We start from the raw sequence: 25,141 nt of genomic DNA, 5'->3' as shown, positions 1-25,141 counted from the left end.
TTGACCAGAGTTGACCGGCCGCTGATTCAACTCATCAACAGCCGTGCCTTGCGGAAAATGCCATGTACTTCAAGAACACCTGAGCCCGCGTTTCTATTCCGTCTTTTCACGCCGGCAGCGGAGTCGATTCGCAATCGACGATCAATCGATTAGCGAAAGTTTGGTGAGCATATAGTGCACATTGGCCGAGGCAGATCCCGGTGACGACGGGCCACGCACAACTTCTCCAAGCAGGGTTCGAAAGGCCGCTGACATCCGCGCCATCTCCGGCGCCATCGGCGCCTGGTACCTGGCGTTCCAGCCTGAAGTGTTAATCGCCAGACTGCCGACACCGAAATAGGCTTCGTAAGTAACGGGAAAAACACGCTTGAAGATTTCCCGCGCATGCGTATTTACAAAAAAGTCGTTGCCCCTGTAGGCGCTGACTTCCGTCGCACGTGCATAGGGCACGCCCCCCAGCGCTGCCGCGCTCCCAAACGGCGTCCGTTCGACGTTGCCTTGACCGGTCATTATCCGCTCGTACAAACTCCATGCCTGATCGTTGCTCAAGCAATAGTGCCTCATGGGTTCCACTGGCGTGCTGCACGAATGAAGAAAACGATAGGCCAGGTTGAATACGAGCTTACCGGCGTCATTATTCATTTTGGCGGTATTGCTGTGGGTTCCTGGGATTGGCAGAACCCAAACGTCCGTATCAATTGGGCTTTGAATCGTCAGTCTGTGCGCGACAATCGGCTTGAAGAAACGACGGCGCTCATCCATCGCGAGCGTGGCGACATAATTCTGGACATTGGGAGTCAACGTCGTAGCATCGACTTCGTCGTTATGTCCGGCGCCGGCCACCGGATCCACCGCGAAAATATTGATGGGTATCGCACGGATAGCGGGATCCTGACTCTGCCACAGAAAGTAGGCGATTCGAATGCACGTGACCGCGCCACGGCTCCAGCCGAGCATATTGATGGCTGAGGGTAATTGATTATTCGCGTGCAGCATGCTGACGAATGTCAGCACATTTCTTACATTCGTCGATACGCCGATTCCAAACGCCCCCTCCACGAGCGATGGCCACTTCGGACCATCCACCCGGGTCTTCCAGATATAAGGCCCCTCAGCGATATGCCGGGTCTCATAGAGAGTACGGGTTGGGTCACCTATTCCCCCCACGCCCTCCATGATCAGCTTGCCTAAAAACTCAGGACTTCGATCGTTGTTTCCAAATAAATTGACGATCTCAGATTTATCAGGACTCTTAAGCGAGCTTCCATCGGTACCGTGATTGTAAAAGGTCCAAACAGTCATCGTTCCCTGCTCCGGTTAGTGTTACGGATTACGTACTCGGAAGTTGAGTCACTTCCGGGTCAAACGAGCCGCATGGTTCGAACCGATAGACGAATTCACCCGCTTCCGCATTAACCAGCACTTGGGGCATGGGCTCGCCCAATGTGGTCCGGGTCAAGAATTCACGGCTGATTGTCGGCAGCATCGTATTGGTGAGAATGGCGTCGATCATCCGGCCGCCCGATTCACTCTCGCTACACCGGCTCACGATCAGTTGTACCGCCGAAGCGGCGTAGCTGAATGGCACGCGATAACGCTCCTCCACGCGCCGCTTGATGCGGTCTAACTGCAACTTCACGATCCTGGCCAGCATATCCTCGCTGAGCGGGAAGTACGGAATAGAAACGAAGCGACCGAGCAGTGCGGGCGGAAACACCTCCAGTAGCGGTTCGCGCAGGGCTTCGGCCAATCCTTGCGGATCGGGCACTCGGGCGCGATCCCTGCACAGACCCGCAATCAGATCCGAGCCGACGTTCGAGGTAAGCAGGATCAATGTGTTCCTGAAATCAATGGAGCGCCCCTCACCGTCTTCCATGACGCCCTTGTCGAATACCTGGAAGAAGATTTCGTGCACATCCGGGTGCGCCTTTTCTACTTCATCCAGCAACACTACCGAGTACGGCTTGCGGCGCACCGCTTCAGTCAGCACGCCTCCCTCGCCGTAACCCACGTATCCCGGCGGGGCACCCTTGAGCGTGGAGACCGTGTGAGCTTCCTGAAACTCGCTCATGTTGATTGTGATCAGGTTGTGCTCACCGCCATAGAGTGTCTCGGCGAGCGCCAGCGCGGTTTCGGTCTTGCCCACCCCGGAAGGGCCGGCGAGCAGGAAGACGCCGATCGGCCGGTCTGGATTGTCAAGTCCCGCGCGCGAGGTGTGGATGCGCTTTGCAATCGCCTCCATAGCGTGGTTCTGGCCGATCACGCGCTGGCACATCAGGCTCGCCAGGTTCATCACGGTCTGCAATTCGCTGCGGATCACGCGGCCGACAGGAACGCCCGTCCAGTCGGCGACAACCGAGGCCACCGCCTGGTAGTCGACGTTCGACAAGATCAACGGCGTTTCGCCCTGGAGTGCGGCGAGCTTCGACTGCAGGGCTTTCAACTCGGTCACAAGAGCGACGTAATCGTCGTGTTCGAGCGCGACCTCGACGGGTTCTGTAACCCCATCGGCAGGCACGGAATACGCGGCGCCACGATCCGTGCCCGCCACGCCAGCGGCGCCCCGCAACCGGACACGCAGGTCGAGGATCTGCGCAACGAGCGTCTTTTCCTCGCCCCACACCGTCTCCAGGTGATGCAGCCGCTCCTGCTCGATGGACAGCTTCGCGGCGGCTGCGGTTTCGCGCTCGTGGACTTCTACGCCCACGCTCTTCTCGCGGGCAATGATCGCCTGCTCTGTCTTCAGCGCCTCGATCCGCTTGCGGGTCTCGTCTATCCCGGCTGGCACCGCATGCTGGCTGACCGCGACCCGCGCGCACGCCGTGTCGAGCAAGCTCACCGCCTTGTCGGGTAAATGACGGGCTGGAATGTACCGGTGCGAGAGCTTCACCGCAGCCTCGAGCGCTTCGTCAAGGATCTGCACGCGATGGTGCTGCTCCATCACGCTCGCCATCCCGCGCATCATCAGGACGGCCTTCTCTTCGCTGGGCTCATTCACCTGCACAGTCTGAAAACGCCGCGTCAGTGCGGGGTCCTTCTCTATGTGCTTCTTGTACTCGGCCCAGGTGGTCGCGCCGATCGTGCGCAGATTGCCGCGCGCGAGTGCCGGCTTCAGCAGGTTCGCCGCATCGCCGGTACCGGCGGCACCGCCCGCGCCTACCAAAGTGTGCGCTTCGTCGATGAACAGAATGATCGGCCTGGGCGATGCCTGCACCTCGTCGATCACCTGGCGCAGACGGTTCTCGAATTCGCCCTTCATGCTCGCGCCCGCCTGCAGCAAACCGATATCGAGCGTGCGCACCTGCACGTCCTTTAGCGCTGGCGGGACGTCACCGCGCGCGATCCGCAACGCGAAGCCCTCGACCACGGCGGTCTTGCCGACGCCCGCCTCGCCGACCAGCATCGGGTTGTTCTGCCGGCGGCGCATCAGGATGTCGACGACCTGGCGAATCTCGCCGTCGCGGCCGACGATCGGATCGAGCTTGCCGTCGCGCGCCTGTGCGCTCAGATCGACGGTGAATTGCGGCAGCGCCTGCTGCCGGCCCATCTGCGCGGGTGCGATCGCGCCGCTGCTCTCGCCAGGCGCGGTGGCCTCGACACGAAAGCCGTCGCTCGCCTGCAAGCGGTCTTCCGGCGAGCCGGCGACAATCGCCACAAACCCGTCCGCGAGCGCCTCCGGCTTCACTTTCGCGAACTCGCCCGACAGCGCATGCAGCACATGGCGCAGATGGCGTGTGCGCAGCAGCCCGACGAGCAGATAGCCGGTGCGGACCTGGGCCTCGCCGAACATCAGCGTCGCAAACACCCAACCGCGCTCGACCGCTTCCTCGACCTCGGCGGACAGATCGGAAATCGTCGTACTGCCGCGCGGCAGCCGTTCGAGCGCCACTGTCAGATCGCGTGCGAGATTCGACGGATTCAGCCCGAAGTGCCTGACGATCCGGTGCAGATCGGAATCCTGCAGTTGCAGGATCTGATGGATCCAGTGCGTCAGTTCGACCTCGGGGTTGCCGCGCAACTTGCAGAACACAGTGGCGCTTTCGATGCCCCGGTAGGCAAGCGCATTGAGCTTGCCAAACAGGGCGCCTCGGCTGATTTCGGCCATGATGTCAATCCTGTAGAGAGTGAGGCGGCCGCTCGGCGGCCACCGGTTCAGTGTGAAAATCGGCGTGACAATGCAATGGCGTCGCCGCCACGCGCTTGATGCAACTCACTTCAATCGACGGGAGTCAGCACGACCTGATCGGCGTCCGCCGGCTTTTGATAGCGGCCCATCCAGGTACTGAAGCCCATGCGCCCCGACTGACCCAGGTGAGTGGTCGGTACATCCGGCTTCCTCAGCACGAGTTGCACGTCCCACCCCTTCTCCATACCGACGTACAGCTTCACCGCGGCGACCAGTTCGACGAGCGCGTCACCGCCTGGCAGGAAGCGGTTCAACTCGTTCAGGCAGAGCGGCCCGATGCGCAGCCGGAAGCGCTGCTGCGCGCCGCGCACCTGCGCGCCGAGCATCGCGTTGCGGCCCATCGACGCCATGCCGCCACCCAGCCGCAGATACGCATCGCCTGGCAACTGCATCCAGCCAACCATGAACTCGAGCACGTACACCGGCACCTCGAAGTAATGTTCGAGAAAGCCCTTCAGCCCCTCGGCGTTGCGCGCCTGCGGCACCAGCCGCCCGGCGAAGAAACGCTTGTACCGGTCCGGCAGCGCGTCGCGCCCTTCGAGTTGCGGCGTCGCGATGCCGATCAGCGCGCCGACATAGAGGCGAAAGCGGTCCTGTTCCGGACGATCGAGTTGCACGGTCGGCTGCGCGTCGGCCCAGGCGCGGTAGAACAGGCTCAGCATCCGGTGATGAAAGATGTTGGCGAACGCAACCAGCGTCGAATCGTCCGCGTTGCGCTGGCGATCCACCGCATGCTCGGTCAGATGCAGCGGCAGCGGCCCGTTCGGTCCGAACAGTCCAAGAAACAGGCCATGCAGCCTCCCAGGCGCGCCGCCCGCGCCCGGCTCGAAGCGCTCGATGCTGCGCGGCGGAAATTCGAGCGACGCCGCATGTGCGAGCCGCACCGGATCCTCAGCAGGCTTGGTCGAACGGCCGAGCCGGGGCCGCAGCGGATAGCTGCATTCGAGCCGGCGCATCGCCTCGAAAAACTCGAAGTCAAACGGCCGGTCGCGCAGCGCCGCTTCGAGCACGTCGAGCGATTCGCGCGCTTCGAGTGTTTCTCGCGCGGTGCGCGCTATAGGATCGGACGCTTGCCGGGCGTGGCGGGCCATCGGGTTACCTCGTTACGTTCGAGTGTGCGCAAGACCGTCTCGGTGAACGAATTCAGCGACACGTAACGCGCGAAGAAATGCTGCAATACCGAGCCGAGCAGAAACGCGCTGCTGCCTTCGAACGCGGCGTCGGCGCAAGTCAGCGTGATTTCGAGTCCGCGGCCATAGGTGATCGGCCCAGGCACCGGCACGCGGCGGGTCGCCGGTGTCACGGCAACCTGCCTGATGCCGTCGATCTGGCGCCGCGCCACCGCATCGAACTCGTCGTGATACAGGCCAAGCATTTCGCGCAATGCACTGGCTCCATGCTCGCCGTCCTGGTCCAGCAGCGACAGATAGTTCAATTGCAGATGACTGATCAGGCGCCACGCGGTTTCGCCGCTCGCAGCCGGTGCGCGCGGCCGGGTGGGTCCGGCGATGCAGCGGATCGAAGCGACCGGCGCGTCGGTGTCCAGGGTGAAATCGGTGTACGACTTGCCGACCGGCATATGCAGCGGCAAATCGCGGTTCGTGCACAGCAATCGCAACCCGAGCTGGCGCAGTGTGGTGGCATACGGCGCGTCATTCGCGTCGACCAGTGCGATAAACGTCTCGTTGCCGACATAGCTCGAGCGCGTGCCGTTCTGTTTCTGGCGGCTCGACAGCAGGCGCGGTTCGCGCCGTAACGTGTAGAACGCAGCCTGCGCGCTGTGCCAGGTGCGCGCGGTGCCGCCGTAGAACGGCAGGAAACTTTGCTCCGGTTCCTGGCGATCGCCGTAGCCTTGCACGTCGAGCACGCTATATACCTCGAAATCCATCGGACGCGTGCGGTCGCCGAGAATGTGATAGTCGGTCCTCCCCTGCTGCAGATGAATCCGGTCCGCACGCCGTTCGGAGAGGTTGACCGCCGGTGTGCAGAACAAGCCGAAATTGCCCGCGTCGATTGCATTGTCGAGCCGTGTGCAGCTACGATCGAGCCACACCACGATTTCGAACTCGTTACCACGGGCGCGCGCCAGCAGCGAGCGCAGCCCGGTGAATTCGACGAAACGGAAGCGCTCCGGGCAAGCAAAATATTCCTGCAGCAGCCGGTAGCCGCTGAACGAACGATCGCCATACGGCAACAGCGCTTCGTGTTCGCCGAAGCCAGCCGCGCGCAGGTCGAGTGCGGCATGGTGTTCGGCGACGAATTCGCCTTGCGTCATTGCCGCGGTGCGCACCGTATACCCGACGCCGTTTGCGAGCAATTGTTCGTAGATCAGGCCGGGCAGTTCGTCGGCGCCCGCAAGGTAGACCGGCAGGCTGTCAAGCGCGAGCATGTTGGCCTGCACTCCGGAAAGCGTGCGCAACCGCAGGCGCAGGCCAGCGCGAACCTCGCGGCCGGGCGGCGGTACGAGGCCCGCTGCGGCGAGCGCGGCCGGCGTGCAGAAATAGCGCGCATCGGCGAGTTCGAGCGGCCACAGCGTCACTTCGTGCGCAGTCCGGTATTCACATGCGGTGCGCTCGCCGAAGCCGGTCAGGCTGCGCAGAACGGCGTGCCGCGCGACCACATGACCGGCGGGCGGCAGATCTTCAGCTGGATCCGGTCGCATCTGCACCACGGCCATGGACGGAATCGGCGTTAGATAGTGCGGGTAAATCATCTCCAGCAGATGCTGCGTGAACACCGGATATTGCGCATCGAGCTTCAGTTGCACGCGTGCGGCGAGAAACGCAAAACCCTCCAGCAAGCGTTCGACATAAGGATCGGCGCATTCGAAACCTTCCATGCCGAGCCGGCCTGCGATCTTCGGGTACTCGCTCGCGAACTCGGCACCCATTTCACGGACATGCTGCAACTCGCGGTTGTAATAACGGAGAAGACGGGGATCCATGCGGGTCAGCCGAAGTGTTGCGAGACGCGAAACTCGCCGGTTTCGAGATCGACGTCGGTGCGTAGATAAAGCCCAAGCGGGATCGGTTGCGCCCACATCTGCGCCTCGATCCGGAAACTTAGCGAGCGGCTGTCCATGCGTGCGTCGTCCACACTCACGCTCACCTGCACGGTGTCGGCGATCAGGCGCGGCTCGAAGTCGAGCAGCGCGGCGCGAATGCGGTTTTGCAGCATGCCGACGTCGAGGCCTGACAATGCGGCGCCCGCCAGATCGGGAATGCCGAAATTCAGCACCGAGTTGCCGACGTGGCCGAGCCCGTCGAGCGTATCGAGCGTGTCGGGATCCCACTGCCTCGTGCAGTTGAGCAACGCGGCAATGTCGCGGGTTACGAACTCGCGCAGACGAGCAGCGGTAATCACGCGCTGCTCGCGGCTCTCCTCGCGCTCGGCCGGCGCCAGATCGGTCAGGCGGTCGAGCAGCGAAGGCTGCAGGCGCTCCTGGGGTGTCAGTTCCGCCATCGTCTCAACCTGCCGAGGGTTCGCCGAACGTGACCGAGCGCACGTCGAGTAGCGAATAGTCGGTGGCGTCGGTGACGAACATGCGTTGACCGCGGCCGACGAAGCAGTCGGTGGCCTGTTCGATCCACGTGGTGCGCGTGGCGAGCGCAAAGCCGGCGACACCGGAACGGTCGCTGCCCGGATAGCGGCATGGCACGAAGCCAATCGCCTCGCTGCCGCCTTTCCAGACGATCTGCACCGGTGCCCACACCTTGTCGCGCAGATCGGCCGGCGCTTCGAACTTCAGCGAACGCAATTGCGAGAACGGAACCCATGCATAGCCGGTCTCCAGGATCAGTTCGAGGCATGGACCGAAACGCGGATCGACGTCGGCGATCCACTTGAACGGTTCGCCGTCGATCGTGCCGGCGACTGTTCCTGCCGCGTGGAATGCACTGATGCGTAATTCCAGCGCCTGCTCGAACTTGCCTGCGCGCAGCGCTTGCAGCGACTGCAGCAAGGATGTGTGCCAGACGGCCGGCTCGCCATACATGGCCGGGCTTGCTTTGCCTGCCATTACCGCTTCGCGCTGGCGTTCGCCGCGCAGTGCGACGTCATAGATGCTCATCATCAGCGCGTTCTGCGGGTCCAGTTCACCGGCCACCTCTAGCTGGTTCGCGGCGCGCTCCCAATCGCCCAGCACCGCAAGCAACTGAAACAGGAACACACGCAGCGCAGCGTTCGCGGGCTGGATTCTGACTTCGGCTGAAAGCGCGCGCAATGCCTCCGACAGTTGCCCGTTCACGAGCAGCGTTTGGGGATTGCCGATGACTGAAGATGTACTCACGATAAAAAATCCGTTTAGCGAATGAATCTCCGGGTGACAAGCCCGGTCCTGGAACGCCGCCGGGCGGCGTTCCGAACGCTTGATTACTTACTGCTTGGCGACCTGCTGGATGTCGTAGGTGAAGTCCTTCGCGCCGCCGCTTGCCTTACCGTCGTCGTCCTGCGGCTGAAACGAATACTTGAACTTGCCGAAGTGCAGCGTGATGTTTTCGGTCAGGCGCTCCTCGCCGCCACTGCCGCCGGTAGATACCGACGTGATCAGCACACCTTCGCTCAGCTCGAGCGTCACGAAGTCGGTCTGCTGGCCGGTCGCGTTGGTCACGTACAGGGACGCGGTGTCGAGGCGCGCGCCCGTGCAGCACGCGTTCAGGATCGCATTGGAGCAACTGTCGACGTACTTCGTGATGGTGATGTCCTGGATGTTCGCCTTGCCGCCCGATGCATAACCGGCGCCCGTGTGAAGGTTACCGGTATTGCTGACTCCCCACGACCACGCGATGATGGGCACTTCGTCCTTGTGTTTCGCATGGTTGGACGCGCCCTGGATCGTGACCGAACCATTGCCGAATTTCAGGTGCATGTCGAATGCCATAAATATCTCTCTCTAGTTGCCAATGAGGGTGCTCGCCGGTTCGACGAACGAGGGGGATCCGAAACGCCATTGCTCCGGATCGGGATATTGCCGGGCGGTTTGCCGCGCGCCCATTACCGCTTCGTCAAGGGCGTCCGGACGGCAGACGCGACACGAGCCGCAGCGACACGGTCAGGCCTTCGAGTTGGTAATGCGGTTTCAGGAAGAACTTCGACGTGTAGTAGCCGGGGTTGCCCTCGACCTCTTCGACCACCACCTGCGCGGCGGCGAGCGGCTTGCGGGCCTTGGTTTCCTCGCTGGAGTTCGCCGGATCGCCGTCGACGTAATTCATGACCCAGTTGGAGAGCCAGCTCTCCATCTGCTCACGCGTGCTGAACGAGCCGACCTTGTCGCGCACGATGCACTTCAGGTAGTGCGCGAAGCGGCTGCACGCGAACATGTACGGCAGCCGGGCCGACAGGTTGGAGTTCGCGGTCGCCGACGGATCGTCGTACTCTTCCGGCTTCGCGACCGACTGCGCGCCGATGAACGCCGCCACGTCCGAGTTTTTCCTATGGACGAGTGGCATCAGGCCCATCTTGTCGAGCTCGGCCGAACGGCGGTCGGTAATCGCGATTTCGGTTGGGCACTTCATGTCCACGCCGCCGTCGTCGCTCGGGAATGCATGCACCGGCAGGTTCTCAATCGCGCCGCCCGATTCGACGCCGCGAATGCGCGTACACCAACCGTATTGCTTGAACGAACGGTTGATGTTCACCGCCATCGAATACGCAGCGTTCTGCCATGTGTACTTCGACGAATCGGCGCTTTCGGTGTCCTCTTCGAAATCGAACTCTTCGACGGGATCGGTCTTTGCGCCGTACGGCAGGCGCGCCAACGTACGCGGCATGGTCAGCGCGAGATAGCGCGCGTCGTCCATTTCGCGAAGCGAACGCCAGCCGGCGTAATCAGGCGTGGTGAAGATCATCGAGAGATCGCGCGGATTGGCGAGCTCGCTCCAGTTCTCCATGCCAAGCAGCGCTGAATCGGCAGCCGAAATGAACGGTGCGTGCGAGGCGGCGGCAATCTGCGAAATCCCGCGCAGCAGTTCGACGTCCTGCGGGCTATGGTCGAAGTAGTAGTCGCCAACCAGGCAGCCATAAGGCTCGCCGCCGAGCTGACCGTATTCCTCTTCATAGATCCGCTTGAACAGCGGGCTCTGGTCCCACGCCACCCCTTTGAAGCGCTTCAGGCTCTTCCCGAGTTCTTTCTTCGAGACGTTCAGCACCCGGATCTTCAGCATCGGATCGGTTTCCGAGTTCATGACGAGGTGGTGCAAACCGCGCCACGCGCCTTCCAGCTTCTGGAACTCGGCATGGTGCATGATGTGGTTCAACTGCTCGCTGAGCTTTCGGTCGATTTCTGCGACGTATGCATTGATGGTCTGCGTCACGTCGTCGGAAACGATGTCCGAATCCTGCAGCACCTGTTCCGCGAGGGTGCGCACGGCCGCCTCGACTTCGTCCTTCGCGCGCTCGTTCTTCGGTCTGAATTCCTTGTTGAGCAACGCAGCGAAATCGCTGGTTTCGCTGCGTACGCTATGCGCATCCCGCGCGGCAGAATCGAATTGCTTCTGACTTTCCATGATCGCCATTACTCCTGTTCGGGCGTGGTGTCGGCGGCCTTCGGAGCCGCGCTCAGCGACTGCAGCAGTGCTGGATCCTTGATTGCCTGCGCAATCAGCTTTTCAGCGCCGGCCTTGCCATCGAGATAGGTGCCGAGATTCGCAAGCTGCGTGCGCGCCTCAAGCAACTTCGCGAGCGATTGCACGTTGCGCGCGACGGCCGCCGGCGAAAAATCGTCCATGCTCTCGAAGGTAATGTCCACTTCCAGCTCGCCTTCGCCGGTCAGCGTATTGGGGACGCTGAAGCTCACGCGCGGCTTGATCGATTGCATGCGGCTGTCGAAGTTGTCGACATCGACCTCCAGCACCTTGCGCTCTTCGAGCGTCGGCAGATCGCCCGCATTCGCGCCGGACAGATCGGACATCACGCCCATCACGAATGGGATTTGCACTTTCTTCTGCGCGCCGTAGAGTTCCACGTCGTACTCGATCTGGACGCGGGGTGCACGATTGCGCGCAATGAATTTCTGACTGCTCTGCCTCGTTGCCATGCGCTTGCTCCTTTGAAGTGCATGAGGTTTCAGGAATTCGACGGACTTGCGTCGCTGCGCGGGTACCGTCCACGCTCACAGAACGCCTTGGCTTCGCGGTCTATTCCATTTTTTTGTCGATGATGCGACGCGGAATAAATACGCGGGGTCGGGCGTTGTGTCGGTATCAACGCCCTAGCCGATAGTGGATTCACTACGCCAAATGAAATGACACTTTCAGGAAAACCCGGTCGACCGATCCTCAGAATGCTGCGGAGGATCGTGCCGCTTGGCATGCTAGCGATGGCGTCGTATGCGCATGCCGACTGGACGCTGGCACGCGCGAGCACGGCGGTCACGATCATTCACGCCGCGAGCCTGTATCAGGCGCGGGCCGGCCAACGGCTTGGCCGGGACGACATCGTCGAAACGCCGGCCAGCGGCGACGCGCAAATTCAGGATGAGGGCGGCAATACGGTGGCGCTCGGGCCAGACACGCACGTGCTGCTGAAGCGCGACGCGCATATCGTGGTGCTGCGCGGCTGGATCAAGTTGCTGCACGCCTGCGCCTGGGCGAACTGCGCGACGCCCGTTGTAACTACCGCACGCACGCAGTTCACACCGGCCAATCGCAGCACGCTGGTGATTGCCGCCGCGCCAGCCGGCTACGGCGGCGCGGACGCGGTGTTCTGCGAAAGCGGCTCAGTGCAGGTGCTGGCGCTCGGCACCTCGCGCGGCAAACCGGCCAGGGTCCAGCTCGACGCGCGTCAGTTTGCGTTGCGCGCGAAAGCGAACGAGGTGATCGCCCTGGCGGCAAGCCCCAATCCGGCGTTCGTAGCCGCGATGCCGGTCACGTTTCGAGACGCGCTGCGCACGCTGCCTCCGCCTGCGAACTTGCGCAACCTGCCGTCACGCGGCCTGCGCCCAGTCACCTACGGTGACATAGCGGACTGGCTCGGCAGCGCGCTTGCCGTACGGACCGACCCGGCGACCCGCTTCACCGAGCGTTTTCGTCCCCGCCTCGCGGACCAGTCGTTCCGCCGCGCCATCAGGCAGCACGTGGATGCGTTGCCGGAGTGGCGACCGCTGGTGTCTGCGCAACCGCAGCCGAACCCACGCGTCCCGGCGGTGAAACCGCTTTCCGCTTATCCCTCGATACTGGTTCGCCCATGAAGCTGTCACTCGCCATCAAGTTCAATCTCGTGTTCGTCGCGATCTTTGCGATCGGACTGACCGCAGCGGGCGTCGTGGCCGACAAGGTGCTGCAGCAGCAGGCACTGGACGAAACGCGCCACGACGCCGACGTGTTGATGAGAGCCGCCGAAGCGATGCAGAACTACACGGCAAAGCACATCACGCCCCTGCTGGCAACGCAGATCCAGTATTCGTTCGTGCCGGAATCGGTGCCGGCGTTCTCCGCGATCGAGATGCTGAACACCTTGCAAGGCGCCTTCCCCAACTTCTCGTACCGCTCGACGATGCTCAATCCGACCAATCCGCGCGACCGGCCGAGCGATTGGGAAACCGAAGTGATCGCGCGCCTGCACGATCAGCCGGCGCTGAAGGAGATCACCGGACAGCGTCGTACTCCGGGTGGCGCACACCTGTTGTTCCTCGCGCGTCCCAGCGTCATCAGGGATTCGACCTGCATGCAGTGCCACAGCACGCCGGCGGCGGCGCCGCGCACGATGCTCGACAAGTACGGACCGGCGAACGGCTTCGGCTGGACCATGAACGAAGTGATCGGCGCCCAGTTCGTGTCGGTGCCGATGTCCGACTCGATCGCACACGGTCGCGCGCTGTGGCGCAGCTTCATGGAAGCGCTGAGCGTCGTGTTCGCCGTCGTGCTGATCGTGCTGAACGTGATGGTGCATTTTCTCGTCACCCGACGCTTGCAGGCACTCTCGCGCGCGGCCGACGAGTTGAGCCTCGGTAAGCTCGGCGACGTCGAACTGCCGACTCGCGGCAGTGACGAGATCGCCTCGCTCGCGGTGTCATTCGGGCGAATGCGCAGGAGCCTCGTCACCGCGTTCGAGCTTCTCGACGAAAGCGGGCCCGCGACCACCGTGCCGCCAGGGTCGCAATCGTGATGCCGCTCACCGGAGCAATGCCGCGGCAGATCGGCCGCTACCAGGTCGAGCGCCTGCTCGGCCGCGGGGCGATGGGCACGGTCTATCTCGCCACCGATCCGCATATCCAGCGGCGAGTGGCGTTGAAAACGATCCGCACCGAACTGCTGCACGACGCAGGTGACGGCGGCGATCCAGCGCATACGGAATTGCCAGCGCGCTTCATCAACGAAGCACGGGCGGCGGGACGGCTTGTGCATCCGCATATTGTCAGCGTGTTCGACTACGGCGAGGCCGATGGCGTCGCGTTCATCGCACTCGAATACGTGCATGGCGAAACGCTTGCTGCACGGCTCGCGCAACATGCCGTCAACGGCACTGCGATGCCGCTGATGCGCGTGCTCGTCTGGTTTGCGCAGTTGCTCGACGCACTGGCTTACGCGCACGAAGTCGGCGTGATTCATCGCGACATCAAGCCGGCGAATCTGTTGATCACACCGCGCGGCGAATGCAAGATCACCGACTTCGGCATTGCGCAGCTCGACACCGGCCGCCTGACCCAGGTCGGTATGATGATTGGCACACCGAGCTATATGTCGCCTGAGCAATATGCCGGCATGGAGATCGACCCGCGCAGCGACCTGTTCTCCGCCGGCGTCGTGCTCTATGAGATGCTGACCAGCATCTGTCCGTTTGCCGGCTCACCGGCGGCAGTGATGCAGCGGGTGCTGAACGACACGCCGCAGGCCCCGTCGAGCCGGATCGCCAGCTTGCCCGCGGAACTCGACACGATGGTGCAGAAAGCGCTCGCGAAGCAGCCCAGCGAGCGTTACAGATCAGCGCAAAGCTGGCGTGCCGATGTGCTGGCGCTGATCGACACGCTAACGCAGCGGCTCGATCCCGAGCAGACGATCCTGCTCGCCCCGCTGGCGCGTCAGGCTCTCCCTCCACCGCCCCTCGTCGACGATGCCGGTGCTTGCATGGTTCCGGTTGACTGGTCGCCCGAGTTCCTCACACAGATCGAGCAGCGGCTCGCCAACCATGTGGGGCCGGTCGCTTCGCGGCTCGTACGCCGTGCTGCGGCGCACGCCACCGATTCGCGAATGCTCGCGGCCGAGCTTGCACGTCATTTGACAGACGCCCGCGCACGTCGCGAGTTCGATGCGCTGCTCGCACCCCATGCGGCGCCGGCGGGTAACGGGGCGATGCAGCTCGCGCGCGAAAGTGGCGCCACGCGAGCGGCTACGACACTCGATCCGGTACAGATCGAATCCGCCGCGCGGCGGCTAGCGACGCATATCGGACCGATCGCGCGCATCGTCGCGCAGCGCGCCGCGCTGGGCGCCGATATCGCGATGTTCCGAGCACGGCTCGTCGATGCGTTACCGGCCTCCGTGGACAAGCACGCGTTTCTCGATACGCTCGACAATCCGGTTTCGTGAACCAGGCTACAGGGATCGAGCCGCTCTCATCGGCGCGGTACCGTCCGAACCCGGCGACGATTCGATGCATGTGATAACGTAACGCCGAATAGAACGGGGCTACCCGCTGGCCTGCCCGCCATTTATCGGCGACGCGCACAACGCGGAACCCGGAACGCTCGGCAGGCAAATCGCAAAGCTTGAAGCGGACCCGCCGTTGGACATGGAAGCGCTATGACCTACCGCCCACTAGTGCCCGACTAGCGGTCGTGAGAAAAGATTGACACCCTCTGCACATAGAAACAACGGCGCAGCTTCATGAAACCGGATGACATCCAGTTGTTGGCGTATGTGGACGGCGAGCTGCCGCCACACGAACGCGACGAAATCGATCAGGCGCTGCGCGCGTCGCCTGACCTCGAGCAGCAGGTCGCGTTGCTGCGCGCGTCGCAGTTGCCGTACCGCGAGGCATTCGCCCGGCAGAAGCTGCCGCCAATGCCTGACAGGCTGGCGAAGAACATCGACGCAATGGCGCGTGAAGCCGAGCAAAAACGGCAGCAAACGAAGAGCAGCGCCAACGGCCGGGGCGTGCCGCGCCCATGGATCGTCGCCGCAGCCGCCTATCAGCGGCTCTATTCGCGCGATACGTTCGACTACGTCGATGCCGATCCGGATCTCTCGAAGAAAACGCTGCAGGCAATTCGCGGCGAGGACGGAATCGCCCTCACCATTCCCGATTTGCGCAGCACGGGACTCACTTTCAAACGCGTACAGCGCTTGTGTTTCGGCGACCAGGCGATGGTGCAGATCGTTTATCTGCCAGAGCGCAGCCCACCGGTCGCGCTGTGCGTGATGAGAGAAGCCGGACCGGACCAGGCCATCGCCCAACAACGCGTTGACGGCATGAACGTTCTCACGTGGCAGCAGTCCGAACTTGGCTACGCGCTGATCGGCAAACCTGGAGACGACGATCTGAGCGCCATTGCGGAACGCATTGCCGGCCATCGCGGCGACACGCTGTTCGGCGAGTAGAACACTCCGCGTCAACGGGATCTGGCAATCAGGAAGCATCGCGCGCGAGTTCTTCGACAGCGGCGCTGACTTCGGCAAATACATCGAGCGTTCGGTACTTGGCCTGCAACCGGCGGGCGTGCAGAAGAAATGCAGACTCATGGAGCACCCGATTCACAGCGCTTCGCAGCGCCTCGATAGAAGGTTTGCCCGTTGCCAGGTTGATGGCCGCACCTGTGTAGGCCGTCCGGGCAGTGACTTCGATCTTGTCTTCCGACTCACCGGCAAGAACCAGCGGGACGCCATGAACGAGTGCTTGCTGTACGCCCCCGTACCCGCCGTTGCTCACCAGCACATCGGCATGTGGAAGCAGGTGATCGAAGGGTATGAAGTCCGCGACATAGGCGTTTGAAGGGATTGCGCCGAGATTGGCATCGGAACGTCCTGTCACCGCCACGACGACCACGTCCATGCCCTCGAGTGCCCGAAGCGTCGGGACAATCAGTTCGTCGAAATCGCGGTTGGCGATCGTTCCCTGCGTGACGACGACCAGCTTCTTCGCGTCGAGCACATTCTCCCACCAGGAAGGCGCAACGAACGGAGGAGCCGCGGCACGCAGTGCGCCGGCAAATCGCAAACCTGCGGGCGCGTCGCTGCGCTCGTACTCGAGGTCAGAAATGCTCAACTGCAAAAACCGGTCGGGCATGGACACGAAGCCATCGAAAATGAATGGCGGACGCACCTCGGCCCCGGTTGCGGTCAACACGCCACACAGATGCGCCTGGGCCTGCGCGAACAACTCATTCTCGACCATCGCGTTCAGACCTTCGTTGCGCGCGCGGCCCTCCACGGAACTGTCCGGTGGCAAGCCAAAACCGAACGGCGCCGTGTCGATGCTTCGCAGGGTAAGCGGGTTCACGCCGATACCGATTACACCGCCGGGTCGGATACCGGGCGCGCCTAACAGGACTGGCCAGATGCCCATGAACACCGTGTCATGCAACAGAACCACTGGCCGTCCGGGTCGTTCACGATCAGCTTCGCGCAGCAGCGCTTGCAGTGTCCGATATTGTTCCTGGATCGGATCGGCGAACAGATAGCGGATGTCGAAATCGATTTGCTCAGGCCCCGGCCGTGCGTCTGCACGATTCGGAAATGCGCGAGGATCGGCCGCGTCAAAATCAGCATTCCCTGTGAACGCCACGAAGTCGAGGCCAGCCGCTTGCGCCGTTGCCTTGAACGCCAAACTGCTCACGAAGATCACTTCGTGCCCTCGCCGAAGCAGATCGGCTGCGATGGCGCAAAGTGGGGCGACATGACCGAACGCTGGCGTCGCGGCAACGATAACTCGTGTCATAAGGAATTCCTGCGTCTGATTTGATAAAATCGGTGCGGCAATCTTACATTAAATACATTGCTAGTGTATCCAATATATTCTGGTTCTTTTCGGATTTTTTCATGCCCAAGCGTACCTACACATCTCCCTTGCGGGCGGCCAGCACTGCAGCGACTCGTGAGCGCATTCTCGAGGCCGCGCAGCATTGTTTCGAACAGAAGGGATTTGCGGGTACAACCATGCGCGCCATTGCGGAACGAGCAGGTACCTCCCTCGAATCCGTGAACGTCACGGGTACAAAGAGAGACTTGTTGATGGCAGCCCTGACGCGCGCGACGACTCAGGTCGAAACAGACGCAAGACTGCTCGACCTGCCTGAGCCGAAGGCTATCTTCTCCGACCCGGATCCCGCCGTTGGCCTGTCGAACCTCATGTTGTGGGTCGCCGCCAGCAACAAGCGAACTTCCAGACTATGGCGATGCCTGGACCAGGCTGCCGACACCGACGAAGGCATTCGCACCGACTACAACGACTTCCTTGCCCGCATGCGGGAAGAGGCCGCTCGAGGTATTTCCATGCTCGGTGAACGCGGTGCGCTCAGACCCGGAATTGCGGAATCGGAGCTTGCCGATCTGCTGTGGCTGTTGGTCCTACCCGACCAGCGACGGCGCTTGTGCGACCACGCCGGATGGTCGCAGCAGAAATATGAGGCGTGGTTGTGCTGGTCGGCAAAAACGACCGTTCTCGCGACTTGCCCTCACACAACCAGATCGTAGACGGGTGGTTTGCCCCGCCGATTCCGCCAACGCAAGCGTCGCACACGATTGTGCGACGCTTATTATCAGCCGTGGTAATAGGCGTCGACCACGGAGATTTGCAGCACGCCTTCGACATTTTTCGATCACGTACACCACTGTGAGCAGTGGTTCCAGTTAGCGACAGCTTCAGCCACGCCGCCCCCCATACCCGTGCAGCGCACAAAAAATACACCCCACTGCGACGCACGATACTATCCCGTTCGCACGCAGCAATCTACGGTGTATGAAAACCCGGTGACTTGAACAAGCAGCGTTTCGGCAAAGGTGCTAAGAGCGAGCCGCCAAATAGCTGCATCGTGGTGGAATATCCAGCCAGAGCTTGAGGCGCGAGTGACCTTTGCCCAGTAAACGCGAACAAAGCCGCGCTGATAGCGATCTGGGCGGAGATTGAAAACCATATAGCGACGGAAATAATAGCGAGTCTCGCCCCAAACGTCATCGCAAAAGCTTTCGGCTCCGTATGGTCGAGCCGACCATTGCTCGGCGCCTCCGTAATACTGGCGCAGGTACGTCGTTGACATGCCGAACTTTCTTTGTCGGTGCTGTGTTATGCGAGCACGACGGGAGACTAAGCCGCATCCAACTGGGCTCCGTTTATTCTGACCCACGACACATATAAATCTCCGGACGATTTCAGGCCAGACGAATGACTGTCGACGATTTGGATGACCAGGTCGACTGGCCGTTCTTGGCCGATTGTATGCGCTCACTCAAGTCATCCCTGATCTGCCGACCGAAAGAGAAGTGGAACACACCGCCGCCCTCCTGCACACCAGCCGCTAAAAGTGGCTGAAACATCGCTGGGACGAGTTCACCGGCATGGGGCAGCCCTACACCCATCGGACCGCGTCGCAGGTCCTGATCTACGCGCTCTCCAGCTCGAACCCGGATCGTTGGCAGATCCACGGCAATGCCGTCTCCGGCGATAGCACGGCGGTGGCCCTGCCAGGGCTGCGAAGTGCGCAGCGAAGGAGTTTCGATATTTAACGAGATGATCGGGCCCGAAGCATGGAGGCACTTTCGGCATTGATTCGTAGGACTCCACGCGGCTCATTGAATAGAATTCTTCCAGAAAATAGTGTACGCAGTTCAAATAGACTTCGCGACGGCGGGCATAGGAGGCCCACAGACAGTAGTGGTGGCCGTCGTCCGGGTAGCCACACCATAGTGGCGTACTCGGTAAGGAGGACGAATTCGTATACGAGACTGAACCGGCAGCGTCATGCCGCCTAACGCCGTCGATTTTGTCGTGTCACTACGTGAACCATTTTTCAAGAGATCGCCCCGTACTCTGGCCACTCTGCCCCATTGTTCCCCGCGAACCCAGTCCACGTGCCACTAGTTCATCCGTGGCACCTGTTCATCGCGGCCTTGAACGACTTGCACACTTGACGCGGCATTGCGATAACTTGAACGTTCAGTCAAAAACACATTGTTCCTGATCCTCTCTTCCAAAGATATCGGAAAACGATGGAATATTTCGGCTAGGCGGTTGTTATCCAACACCATGCTTAATTTATATCCTCTTAGACACCGCGGTACCTGCGGGCCCCTCCAATGATGACTCCGGTGGTCGAAAACGCAGCCGAAATTGGCCATGAGCTAGATCGTGTTATCGCGAGCCGATTGTTCATCAATTCAGCAAGACTTATTCGATTTCTCCGCTTTACGGTCGACACCGTACTCAAGGGTCATGCTCACCTTCTGAAGGAACAATTCATCGGCATCCACGTGTATGACCGTTCGACGACTTACGACCCCCGAGTAGACCCTGTAGTCAGGGTTGAAGCGCGGCGGTTGCGACAGAAGCTTCGCAGGTATTACGAGACTATCGGCGGTTCATCCGAACTAAAGATCGATTATCCGATCGGCTCGTATGTTCCGGTTTTTTTAGTCAATGGAAAGGCGCCTGGCAATACCGAGTCGCGTATACAGACGAAGCGGACTGAGGCAGCAGACCTATACAGTGACGGCGAAGGGATGCTGCTTGCAATATTCCCTTTTGTCTGCCTGTCTGGTACGGAAGAAGACGTTCGCTTTTCAACGGGTCTTACTGACGAACTGATTTACCAGTTCAGTATGTCGCCTGGCTTCCGGGTCGCAGCCATTACGCACAGTTCCGAAGAAACACTTTCAATTTTTCCTGCACACAGGCTTTCGACTGATCTTGGCGCCCACGCTTTCATGCAAGGCCAGGTAAGATCGAACGGCGATCGGTATCGAGTCACCATTCAACTTTACGATTCGGCTGGCTTTGGGGTCTGGACTGATCGGTTTGATCTATTGGATCACGCGACCCCGTGCATGCCAGATCGCGTTGCCCGTGCGATCGCTGCACGATGTCGCCTCGACTACTCGCTACTCAGAGCGATGACGGTCTCTCCAAGTCTAGCCGCCGTCCGGGCACTCGGCATCGCCGCTCACGCAAGACGAGAGATTGACGAACGAGACCCGGTCAACGTGAGCAATGCACTTCGCGTCCTCAGCGCGGCCATTGCAAGATGCCCGGATGACACGGGATTGCAGTCGGCATTTGCAGACAGTCATGTTGAACTCTTCCTCTGCGGTGCTGCTACTTACGAGGTGGCCCATGAGGCTGCAAAGCCAGCGGTGAATCGTGCCCTCACCCTTGACAGCATCTCATCGGCAGGCAACTGTGCAGCTGCAGCGGTGCAGGGGTGGCTTCGCTGGAACTGGCCAAAGGCCATGGAGCATGTTCGGCTAGCGTTGAGGGCTGGAGCCTCGGTTCGTGCATCTTATCTGTATGCCATATTGCTTTCTTACAATGGTCAGTTTGATGAAGCGCTCAAGCAATTGAATCGTGCCGCAGATCTCGACGCATTTTCTCAGTCGACCACAACAGCGATCGCGCATACTCTTTTTCTCGCGCGTCGGTACGAATCGCTGATTGAGATTTTTCCAGAGAAAGATGGCGCTATACGGCCCGTTGGCGTCGTTAGATATCTCGGCTTGGCGTACGCAATGACTGGCTCTCGCGAGAATGCGACCCGGCTGATCGAACGGCTGATCGAACCGGCTTTGCTGTCCGTTTCGCACCGCACCGTTTGTGCAGAAATGGAGGCGTGGGCCGGTCGCCCTCGCCGGGCCATCCTGATGTTAGGAGAGGCGAACATCGCGCCGATCGAAAATGCACTGCTGGCCGTAGCGATTGGGGATCATGCAACCGCGATAGCTTCCCTGGAAGTCGCCCGAAGAAGACGCGATCCGATGGTCCTTACATTGCAATCTGACTCACGTTTCGATGCTCTCCGTAGGTACGACCGATTCAGGAACCTCGCAAAGCAGAGTCGTGTGGTACTGGAATAGCAACTCGCGAAATTGCTGTCAGCTCGTTCCAGCTAAAAGTTCTTTTTAACGGTAACTCTCTGCATGTACAAAACATCCAGACGCCGGAACGGTCTTTGACTCAAGGTGATCTTGCTTACTGGTCCCGTGCGCGACGCTGCAAAATACTCAGCCAGGCGCCACGCCGGGTTCTGGTGACGTTACCTCAACGCCTCCAAGGGCGTTCCTTAAATATTAATTAACGTTTGATCCACGGTCTGCTGCGTCTTGATTGACTGAGAGTTGGCCTGATAGTTACGCTGGGCTGTTATCAGATGAACGAGTTCAGTCGTCAAATCGACTGTAGATCCCTCTAATGCACCGCCTTGAACGTCGCCGTGATTAGTCGAACCGGGGGTGGCAATCTGCGCAACGCCGGAGCTCGCAGATTGACCAAAAAGATTGCCGCCCAAGTTGATCAGACCATCCGGGTCGGTAAAGTCTGCGAGAACTATCTGTCCTATAGGCTGCGCGCTTCTATTCGGGTAGATCCCGGTAATCGTTCCATCACTGCCAATCGTATAACTCTGAAGTTGCCCGGCGGGCGAGCCGTCGGGAGTCAGCTTCGTTATGCCAAAGGCTTGTCCGTACTGCGTGGTGCCTGTTAGATCCAGCGTTAGCGACTGGGTAGTCGCTCCTCCATCCGCGCCATTGGGAATATTAAACGCAAATTGGGCCGGATTCGGCGCTGTCAAATTTCCGGATGTGTCAAACGTGGCGGTCCCTAGCAGGCCGGTCGGACCAGGCCCGACCGGAGCAGCCGGACTACCCGACGTTCCGTAGACATCCCATGAACCAACGGCGTTCTTGACGAAATATAGGTTGACGTCGTGCGCGCCCCCAAGCGAATCATAGACAGAAGCCGTCGTTGAAAAGTTGTAACTGGTTGGGTCCGACGCAGAAAAAGTGCCGGTCTTGGGGACCGGATCCTGCGAGTTCAGATTGAACGCCGCAGCAATATTTTTTGACGGTGTCGGCGCCAGATCGGCGCGCGGGATCTGCAAAGGGACGATGCTGCCCTTGTCGATGACACCGTCCGAATTCACAGCATAGCCCATAAGAGGCAGACCATCCGCGTTGACTATCATACCGTTTTGGTCGGGGTGAAACTGGCCATTTCGGGAATACACGGTCGCACCATTCTTTGACAACGCGAAAAACCCGTTCCCGTTAATCGCGACGTCAAGACTATTGTCGGTAGTGGTAATCGTTCCTTGTGTAAAAATCTGATGGATATTGGATACGCGTGTTCCTATGCCGATCTGGTTATTCACCGCGGTCGTCATCGCGCTTGCATACATGTCCGCGAATTCTGCCCTGCTTTCCTTGTACCCCACGGTATTAGCGTTCGCTATGTTGTTGGACACAACATCGAGATCAATCGAGGCGCCAGCCAATCCGCTTAAAGCTGTTGCGTAGCTCATTTCTTATGCTCCGTAAACGTGAATAAAAAATCGAGGAAATAAGGATTTATCCCAGACCGGACCGCCGGGAAGAGTGTCTAATTTCAAAAAACACGCTACTGATTAAAGGCGGTGAAAAAAAATGAGGCGAGCCACCACCGTTTAATTGAAATCTGACTTGTATTGTCGTGGAAATCGGCAAGTTGAAGTCTTCTACGTCGAATTCAATTGCCCTGGGCAAATGCTCGCCAAAGTATCGGAAATCAAGCATCCCGACGAAAGCAAGCTCGCGGTCAAAAAGATACCCTGTGGCCTGGAGCGGACGTTTCGCTGGGTCCACGCATGTAACCCCTACTTTGAGACTTCGAATGACTTCGTCCGCTCTCGTACAACGCGACCTGAAGCTCGGACCGGCAACTTCGCTATTCCAGCCGCCCACGCATACGTTGCAAATGGCAAAACCTTTACAGCCGTCAGCGAGTGAATCGCACTCCACGATGGCCGAAGGTACAGGTAACAGTTCGTCTTGTCCGGACGCTGACGTCCGAACAATCTGCCGGTACACGGACGGCGGAAAAAATAGAGGCTTATGGCTTTGCTCAATGGATTCCATGGAACATTCCGTTGGGATGGTTGCTGTTTCACGTTCGAATTATTGAACCAATTAGCAGATATGTTTCGTCAAACTAAGGAAGGATTTGCCAGCAATTCTCCTTTTAAAGTTCTTGCAGTCCATGGTGAAAATTACTTTTCCATGAGTAGATAACGGTTATCTAAACACGAACTCTCGTTCCAATATTTCTGATAACCGTTATCTATTTTTGTTCGCAGTCGAGGAGAATTCGACGGAGCAGTCGAAACGGATACTCGCTCGTATCGTCGGAAAGTTAATTAGAGAGCGTGCTCGACTCATCGGCCGCCAAAGGTGGCGGCGGCCATCAACCAGTACGGAGGGGTTAGATAAAGCTACCGATTACTGTTAACAAAAAACATGGGAAACACTCCCATGAGTACGCGTTCTCCCACGTCTTCGGGTGATCTTGCAGTCGGATAGCTGGTCCGCGCCGTTCGAACTTCACGTAACGAAGTAGACGAATGACCTCGCCCCGCAGCCCCAGACTCCACTTTTTAGAAGCCGTCCCGCTCAATGACATAAACTGCCCGGCAGATGTGACGGAGGCGATCGAAAATAGGGAATAGAAGCCGCTCCCAACTGTTTTGTCTTAGGCAGACAATCCATTTGGGAGCCAGACAGTGCAGAACCCGCAACCGCAAATCGAAGACGATCAGTTGAGCGATCAGATGACCAACCCAGCACGCGTTCGCTCGCTCGGCAGCACGGAGCACCTTTTCTGGTTACTCGATCAGAACCGGCCGACGCATTTCGCCATGGTCGCCGAAATCGATCGGCGCTTCTCGCTCGATGCGTGGCATGCGGCTTTTCGCGTGCTCCAGCGACGGCATCCGCTGCTTTCGACTTACATCGGCGTCGACACACAGTCGAATTCCAGTTTCTATAGCAAGCCCGACGCGGCAATACCATTGCGCGTCGTCGACCAGATCGCAACCTCCTGGCATGCCGAAGTGGCGCGGGAAATCGCCACGCGCTTCGACTGGTCGGCCGCACCTTTACTGCGTGCGACGCTGTTGCAAGGCGAGCACGATTCGGCGTTGATCCTGGTCGCGCATCATTCCGTGGTCGACGGCAAAGGCGGCGCGTATCTCATCGAAGACCTGCTGCATGCGCTTTCGGGAGAGTCGCTACCGCCTTTGCCGCTGGTCGAGTCACTGGAAGCTGTTCTGGAACGCGATATCAAGGCGGCCGCCGTTTTACCCGAGGCGCCGCTGGCGCCGACACCCAGGTCGTTTCGGCCCGGCGCGGCGGAGTTGCCACACGTCGATGCCATCGAGCTTCCGGCGGAACTCACGCGTCGACTCATCGAGAGGGCTCATACGGAGCGAACCACCGTGCACGGCGCTATCGCTGCGGCGGTTAACGAAGCCTGCCGACGTCTGTCGCCGGAATGGTCTACGCGTGCTTTGCGAACCGTTTCGCCAATCGACGTACGTTATCTTGCCGACGAAATCGGCATTTCGGACGGCGTATATATCACGCAAACCATCACCGTCGACCATCATCCTCGCGGCACGTCTTTATGGACTGCCGCCCGCAAGGTCAAACAGGATCTTGCGCCGGCGCAGACGCATAGTAGCGCGGTGGCAGAACTGAAAGCGCTCGACGCCGCGATGTCGGCCAGGCCGAGCGTGCAACACGCGGCGGGATTTCTATCAGCGGTATTGGCCTTCGACGTTCTGCTGTCGAATCTGGGCAATCAACCCATTCCTTCTGTCTACAAAAGCGTGTCGCTCCAAGCACTATGGGGTCCTTGTGTGACCTCCGGTTTCGCCGACGACCAGATGATCGGCGTCTGCACGGTCGCGGGCATCCTGCGCGTCACGCACACGAGCTATGGCGCGATATCTGGACTGCTCGGCGAGTTAAAAGCAATTCTCGAAGAGGCACTAGTCGCGTAGTTGAA

General features: G+C 60.1%; 19 protein-coding genes. 8 read left to right on the top strand and 11 right to left on the bottom strand.

Going from position 1 to position 25,141, the window contains the following annotated elements:
- Positions 1 to 141: 141 nt before the first annotated feature.
- From PQQ95_RS13915 to tssB, 9 genes are all read right to left on the bottom strand, one after another.
- Positions 142 to 1,302: a hypothetical protein gene (locus PQQ95_RS13915; RefSeq protein ID WP_408437954.1), complete on the bottom strand. Its 1,161-nt coding sequence runs from the start codon at positions 1,300 to 1,302 to the stop codon at positions 142 to 144.
- 28 nt (positions 1,303 to 1,330) lie between these two features.
- Positions 1,331 to 4,105, bottom strand: coding sequence for a type VI secretion system ATPase TssH (tssH, locus tag PQQ95_RS13910; protein ID WP_408437953.1), 2,775 nt, complete (start codon positions 4,103 to 4,105; stop codon positions 1,331 to 1,333).
- A gap of 110 nt (positions 4,106 to 4,215) precedes the next feature.
- Entirely contained in the window at positions 4,216 to 5,277 is a 1,062-nt protein-coding gene (gene tssG, locus PQQ95_RS13905) for a type VI secretion system baseplate subunit TssG (RefSeq protein ID WP_408437952.1), read from the bottom strand.
- Positions 5,241 to 7,130 carry a type VI secretion system baseplate subunit TssF gene (gene tssF, locus PQQ95_RS13900; protein WP_408437951.1) on the bottom strand — a complete coding sequence of 630 codons (1,890 nt, stop codon included), beginning with the start codon at positions 7,128 to 7,130 and terminating at the stop codon, positions 5,241 to 5,243. Before tssF ends, tssG begins: the two co-directional genes overlap by 37 nt.
- Before the next feature lie 5 nt (positions 7,131 to 7,135).
- The gene (gene tssE, locus PQQ95_RS13895) at positions 7,136 to 7,648 is read right to left on the bottom strand and encodes a type VI secretion system baseplate subunit TssE (RefSeq protein ID WP_408437950.1); all 513 of its coding nucleotides are present in this window, start codon (positions 7,646 to 7,648) and stop codon (positions 7,136 to 7,138) included.
- 4 nt (positions 7,649 to 7,652) lie between these two features.
- Positions 7,653 to 8,474 (bottom strand): type VI secretion system accessory protein TagJ, encoded by an 822-nt coding sequence (locus tag PQQ95_RS13890; RefSeq protein ID WP_408437949.1) that lies wholly within the window; start codon positions 8,472 to 8,474, stop codon positions 7,653 to 7,655.
- A gap of 87 nt (positions 8,475 to 8,561) precedes the next feature.
- Positions 8,562 to 9,065: an Hcp family type VI secretion system effector gene (locus PQQ95_RS13885; protein WP_408437948.1), complete on the bottom strand. Its 504-nt coding sequence runs from the start codon at positions 9,063 to 9,065 to the stop codon at positions 8,562 to 8,564.
- Between the two features lie 124 nt (positions 9,066 to 9,189).
- Positions 9,190 to 10,689, bottom strand: coding sequence for a type VI secretion system contractile sheath large subunit (tssC, locus tag PQQ95_RS13880; protein ID WP_408437947.1), 1,500 nt, complete (start codon positions 10,687 to 10,689; stop codon positions 9,190 to 9,192).
- A gap of 8 nt (positions 10,690 to 10,697) precedes the next feature.
- Positions 10,698 to 11,219 (bottom strand): type VI secretion system contractile sheath small subunit, encoded by a 522-nt coding sequence (tssB, locus tag PQQ95_RS13875; protein WP_408437946.1) that lies wholly within the window; start codon positions 11,217 to 11,219, stop codon positions 10,698 to 10,700.
- A gap of 246 nt (positions 11,220 to 11,465) precedes the next feature.
- Here tssB and PQQ95_RS13870 point away from each other — a divergent pair, with 246 nt between their 5' ends.
- The 4 genes from PQQ95_RS13870 to PQQ95_RS13855 all read left to right on the top strand — a co-directional run bounded on the left by PQQ95_RS13870 (position 11,466) and on the right by PQQ95_RS13855 (position 15,720).
- Entirely contained in the window at positions 11,466 to 12,371 is a 906-nt protein-coding gene (locus tag PQQ95_RS13870) for a FecR family protein (protein ID WP_408437945.1), read from the top strand.
- Entirely contained in the window at positions 12,368 to 13,288 is a 921-nt protein-coding gene (locus PQQ95_RS13865) for a Tll0287-like and HAMP domain-containing protein (protein WP_408437944.1), read from the top strand. The genes PQQ95_RS13870 and PQQ95_RS13865 overlap by 4 nt, the downstream gene beginning before the upstream one ends.
- On the top strand, positions 13,288 to 14,709 hold the full coding sequence (locus PQQ95_RS13860; RefSeq protein WP_408437943.1) for a serine/threonine-protein kinase: 1,422 nt from the start codon (positions 13,288 to 13,290) through the stop codon (positions 14,707 to 14,709). The genes PQQ95_RS13865 and PQQ95_RS13860 overlap by 1 nt, the downstream gene beginning before the upstream one ends.
- 297 nt (positions 14,710 to 15,006) lie before the next feature.
- Complete coding sequence (locus PQQ95_RS13855; protein ID WP_408437942.1) at positions 15,007 to 15,720, top strand: anti-sigma factor family protein; 714 nt, start codon at positions 15,007 to 15,009, stop codon at positions 15,718 to 15,720.
- 28 nt (positions 15,721 to 15,748) lie between these two features.
- Here the strand turns inward: PQQ95_RS13855 and PQQ95_RS13850 are convergent, their stop codons facing one another.
- Positions 15,749 to 16,963: a glycosyltransferase gene (locus PQQ95_RS13850; RefSeq protein ID WP_408437941.1), complete on the bottom strand. Its 1,215-nt coding sequence runs from the start codon at positions 16,961 to 16,963 to the stop codon at positions 15,749 to 15,751.
- A gap of 194 nt (positions 16,964 to 17,157) precedes the next feature.
- Here PQQ95_RS13850 and PQQ95_RS13845 point away from each other — a divergent pair, with 194 nt between their 5' ends.
- From PQQ95_RS13845 to PQQ95_RS13835, 3 genes are all read left to right on the top strand, one after another.
- Positions 17,158 to 17,811 carry a TetR/AcrR family transcriptional regulator gene (locus PQQ95_RS13845; protein ID WP_408437940.1) on the top strand — a complete coding sequence of 218 codons (654 nt, stop codon included), beginning with the start codon at positions 17,158 to 17,160 and terminating at the stop codon, positions 17,809 to 17,811.
- A gap of 861 nt (positions 17,812 to 18,672) precedes the next feature.
- Positions 18,673 to 18,840 (top strand): hypothetical protein, encoded by a 168-nt coding sequence (locus tag PQQ95_RS13840; RefSeq protein ID WP_408437939.1) that lies wholly within the window; start codon positions 18,673 to 18,675, stop codon positions 18,838 to 18,840.
- A gap of 570 nt (positions 18,841 to 19,410) precedes the next feature.
- The gene (locus PQQ95_RS13835) at positions 19,411 to 21,180 is read left to right on the top strand and encodes a hypothetical protein (RefSeq protein WP_408437938.1); all 1,770 of its coding nucleotides are present in this window, start codon (positions 19,411 to 19,413) and stop codon (positions 21,178 to 21,180) included.
- A gap of 206 nt (positions 21,181 to 21,386) precedes the next feature.
- Here the strand turns inward: PQQ95_RS13835 and flgE are convergent, their stop codons facing one another.
- Positions 21,387 to 22,622 carry a flagellar hook protein FlgE gene (gene flgE, locus PQQ95_RS13830; RefSeq protein WP_408437937.1) on the bottom strand — a complete coding sequence of 412 codons (1,236 nt, stop codon included), beginning with the start codon at positions 22,620 to 22,622 and terminating at the stop codon, positions 21,387 to 21,389.
- 1,233 nt (positions 22,623 to 23,855) lie between these two features.
- Between flgE and PQQ95_RS13825 the strand changes: the two genes are divergently transcribed.
- Positions 23,856 to 25,136, top strand: coding sequence for a phthiocerol/phthiodiolone dimycocerosyl transferase family protein (locus PQQ95_RS13825; protein WP_408437936.1), 1,281 nt, complete (start codon positions 23,856 to 23,858; stop codon positions 25,134 to 25,136).
- Positions 25,137 to 25,141: the final 5 nt, after the last annotated feature.

The organism is Paraburkholderia caffeinilytica (assembly GCF_046030355.1).
Lineage (GTDB): Bacteria > Pseudomonadota > Gammaproteobacteria > Burkholderiales > Burkholderiaceae > Paraburkholderia > Paraburkholderia caffeinilytica_B.
The sequence above is the reverse complement of the archived record's forward strand: the minus strand, read 5'-3'. Positions and strand labels throughout refer to the sequence as shown.

What these genes read in the sequence shown, in the direction of transcription:
- PQQ95_RS13885 (WP_408437948.1), bottom strand. Translation starts at nt 9,065, where the DNA reads ATGGCATTCGACATGCACCTGAAATTCGGCAATGGTTCGGTCACGATC.
- tssF (WP_408437951.1), bottom strand. Translation starts at nt 7,130, where the DNA reads ATGGATCCCCGTCTTCTCCGTTATTACAACCGCGAGTTGCAGCATGTC.
- tssH (WP_408437953.1), bottom strand. Translation starts at nt 4,105, where the DNA reads ATGGCCGAAATCAGCCGAGGCGCCCTGTTTGGCAAGCTCAATGCGCTT.
- PQQ95_RS13915 (WP_408437954.1), bottom strand. Translation starts at nt 1,302, where the DNA reads ATGACTGTTTGGACCTTTTACAATCACGGTACCGATGGAAGCTCGCTT.
- flgE (WP_408437937.1), bottom strand. Translation starts at nt 22,622, where the DNA reads ATGAGCTACGCAACAGCTTTAAGCGGATTGGCTGGCGCCTCGATTGAT.
- tssB (WP_408437946.1), bottom strand. Translation starts at nt 11,219, where the DNA reads ATGGCAACGAGGCAGAGCAGTCAGAAATTCATTGCGCGCAATCGTGCA.
- PQQ95_RS13855 (WP_408437942.1), top strand. Translation starts at nt 15,007, where the DNA reads ATGAAACCGGATGACATCCAGTTGTTGGCGTATGTGGACGGCGAGCTG.
- tssG (WP_408437952.1), bottom strand. Translation starts at nt 5,277, where the DNA reads ATGGCCCGCCACGCCCGGCAAGCGTCCGATCCTATAGCGCGCACCGCG.
- PQQ95_RS13870 (WP_408437945.1), top strand. Translation starts at nt 11,466, where the DNA reads ATGCTGCGGAGGATCGTGCCGCTTGGCATGCTAGCGATGGCGTCGTAT.
- PQQ95_RS13865 (WP_408437944.1), top strand. Translation starts at nt 12,368, where the DNA reads ATGAAGCTGTCACTCGCCATCAAGTTCAATCTCGTGTTCGTCGCGATC.
- PQQ95_RS13860 (WP_408437943.1), top strand. Translation starts at nt 13,288, where the DNA reads ATGCCGCTCACCGGAGCAATGCCGCGGCAGATCGGCCGCTACCAGGTC.
- PQQ95_RS13845 (WP_408437940.1), top strand. Translation starts at nt 17,158, where the DNA reads ATGCCCAAGCGTACCTACACATCTCCCTTGCGGGCGGCCAGCACTGCA.
- tssE (WP_408437950.1), bottom strand. Translation starts at nt 7,648, where the DNA reads ATGGCGGAACTGACACCCCAGGAGCGCCTGCAGCCTTCGCTGCTCGAC.
- tssC (WP_408437947.1), bottom strand. Translation starts at nt 10,689, where the DNA reads ATGGAAAGTCAGAAGCAATTCGATTCTGCCGCGCGGGATGCGCATAGC.
- PQQ95_RS13840 (WP_408437939.1), top strand. Translation starts at nt 18,673, where the DNA reads ATGGGGCAGCCCTACACCCATCGGACCGCGTCGCAGGTCCTGATCTAC.
- PQQ95_RS13835 (WP_408437938.1), top strand. Translation starts at nt 19,411, where the DNA reads ATGATGACTCCGGTGGTCGAAAACGCAGCCGAAATTGGCCATGAGCTA.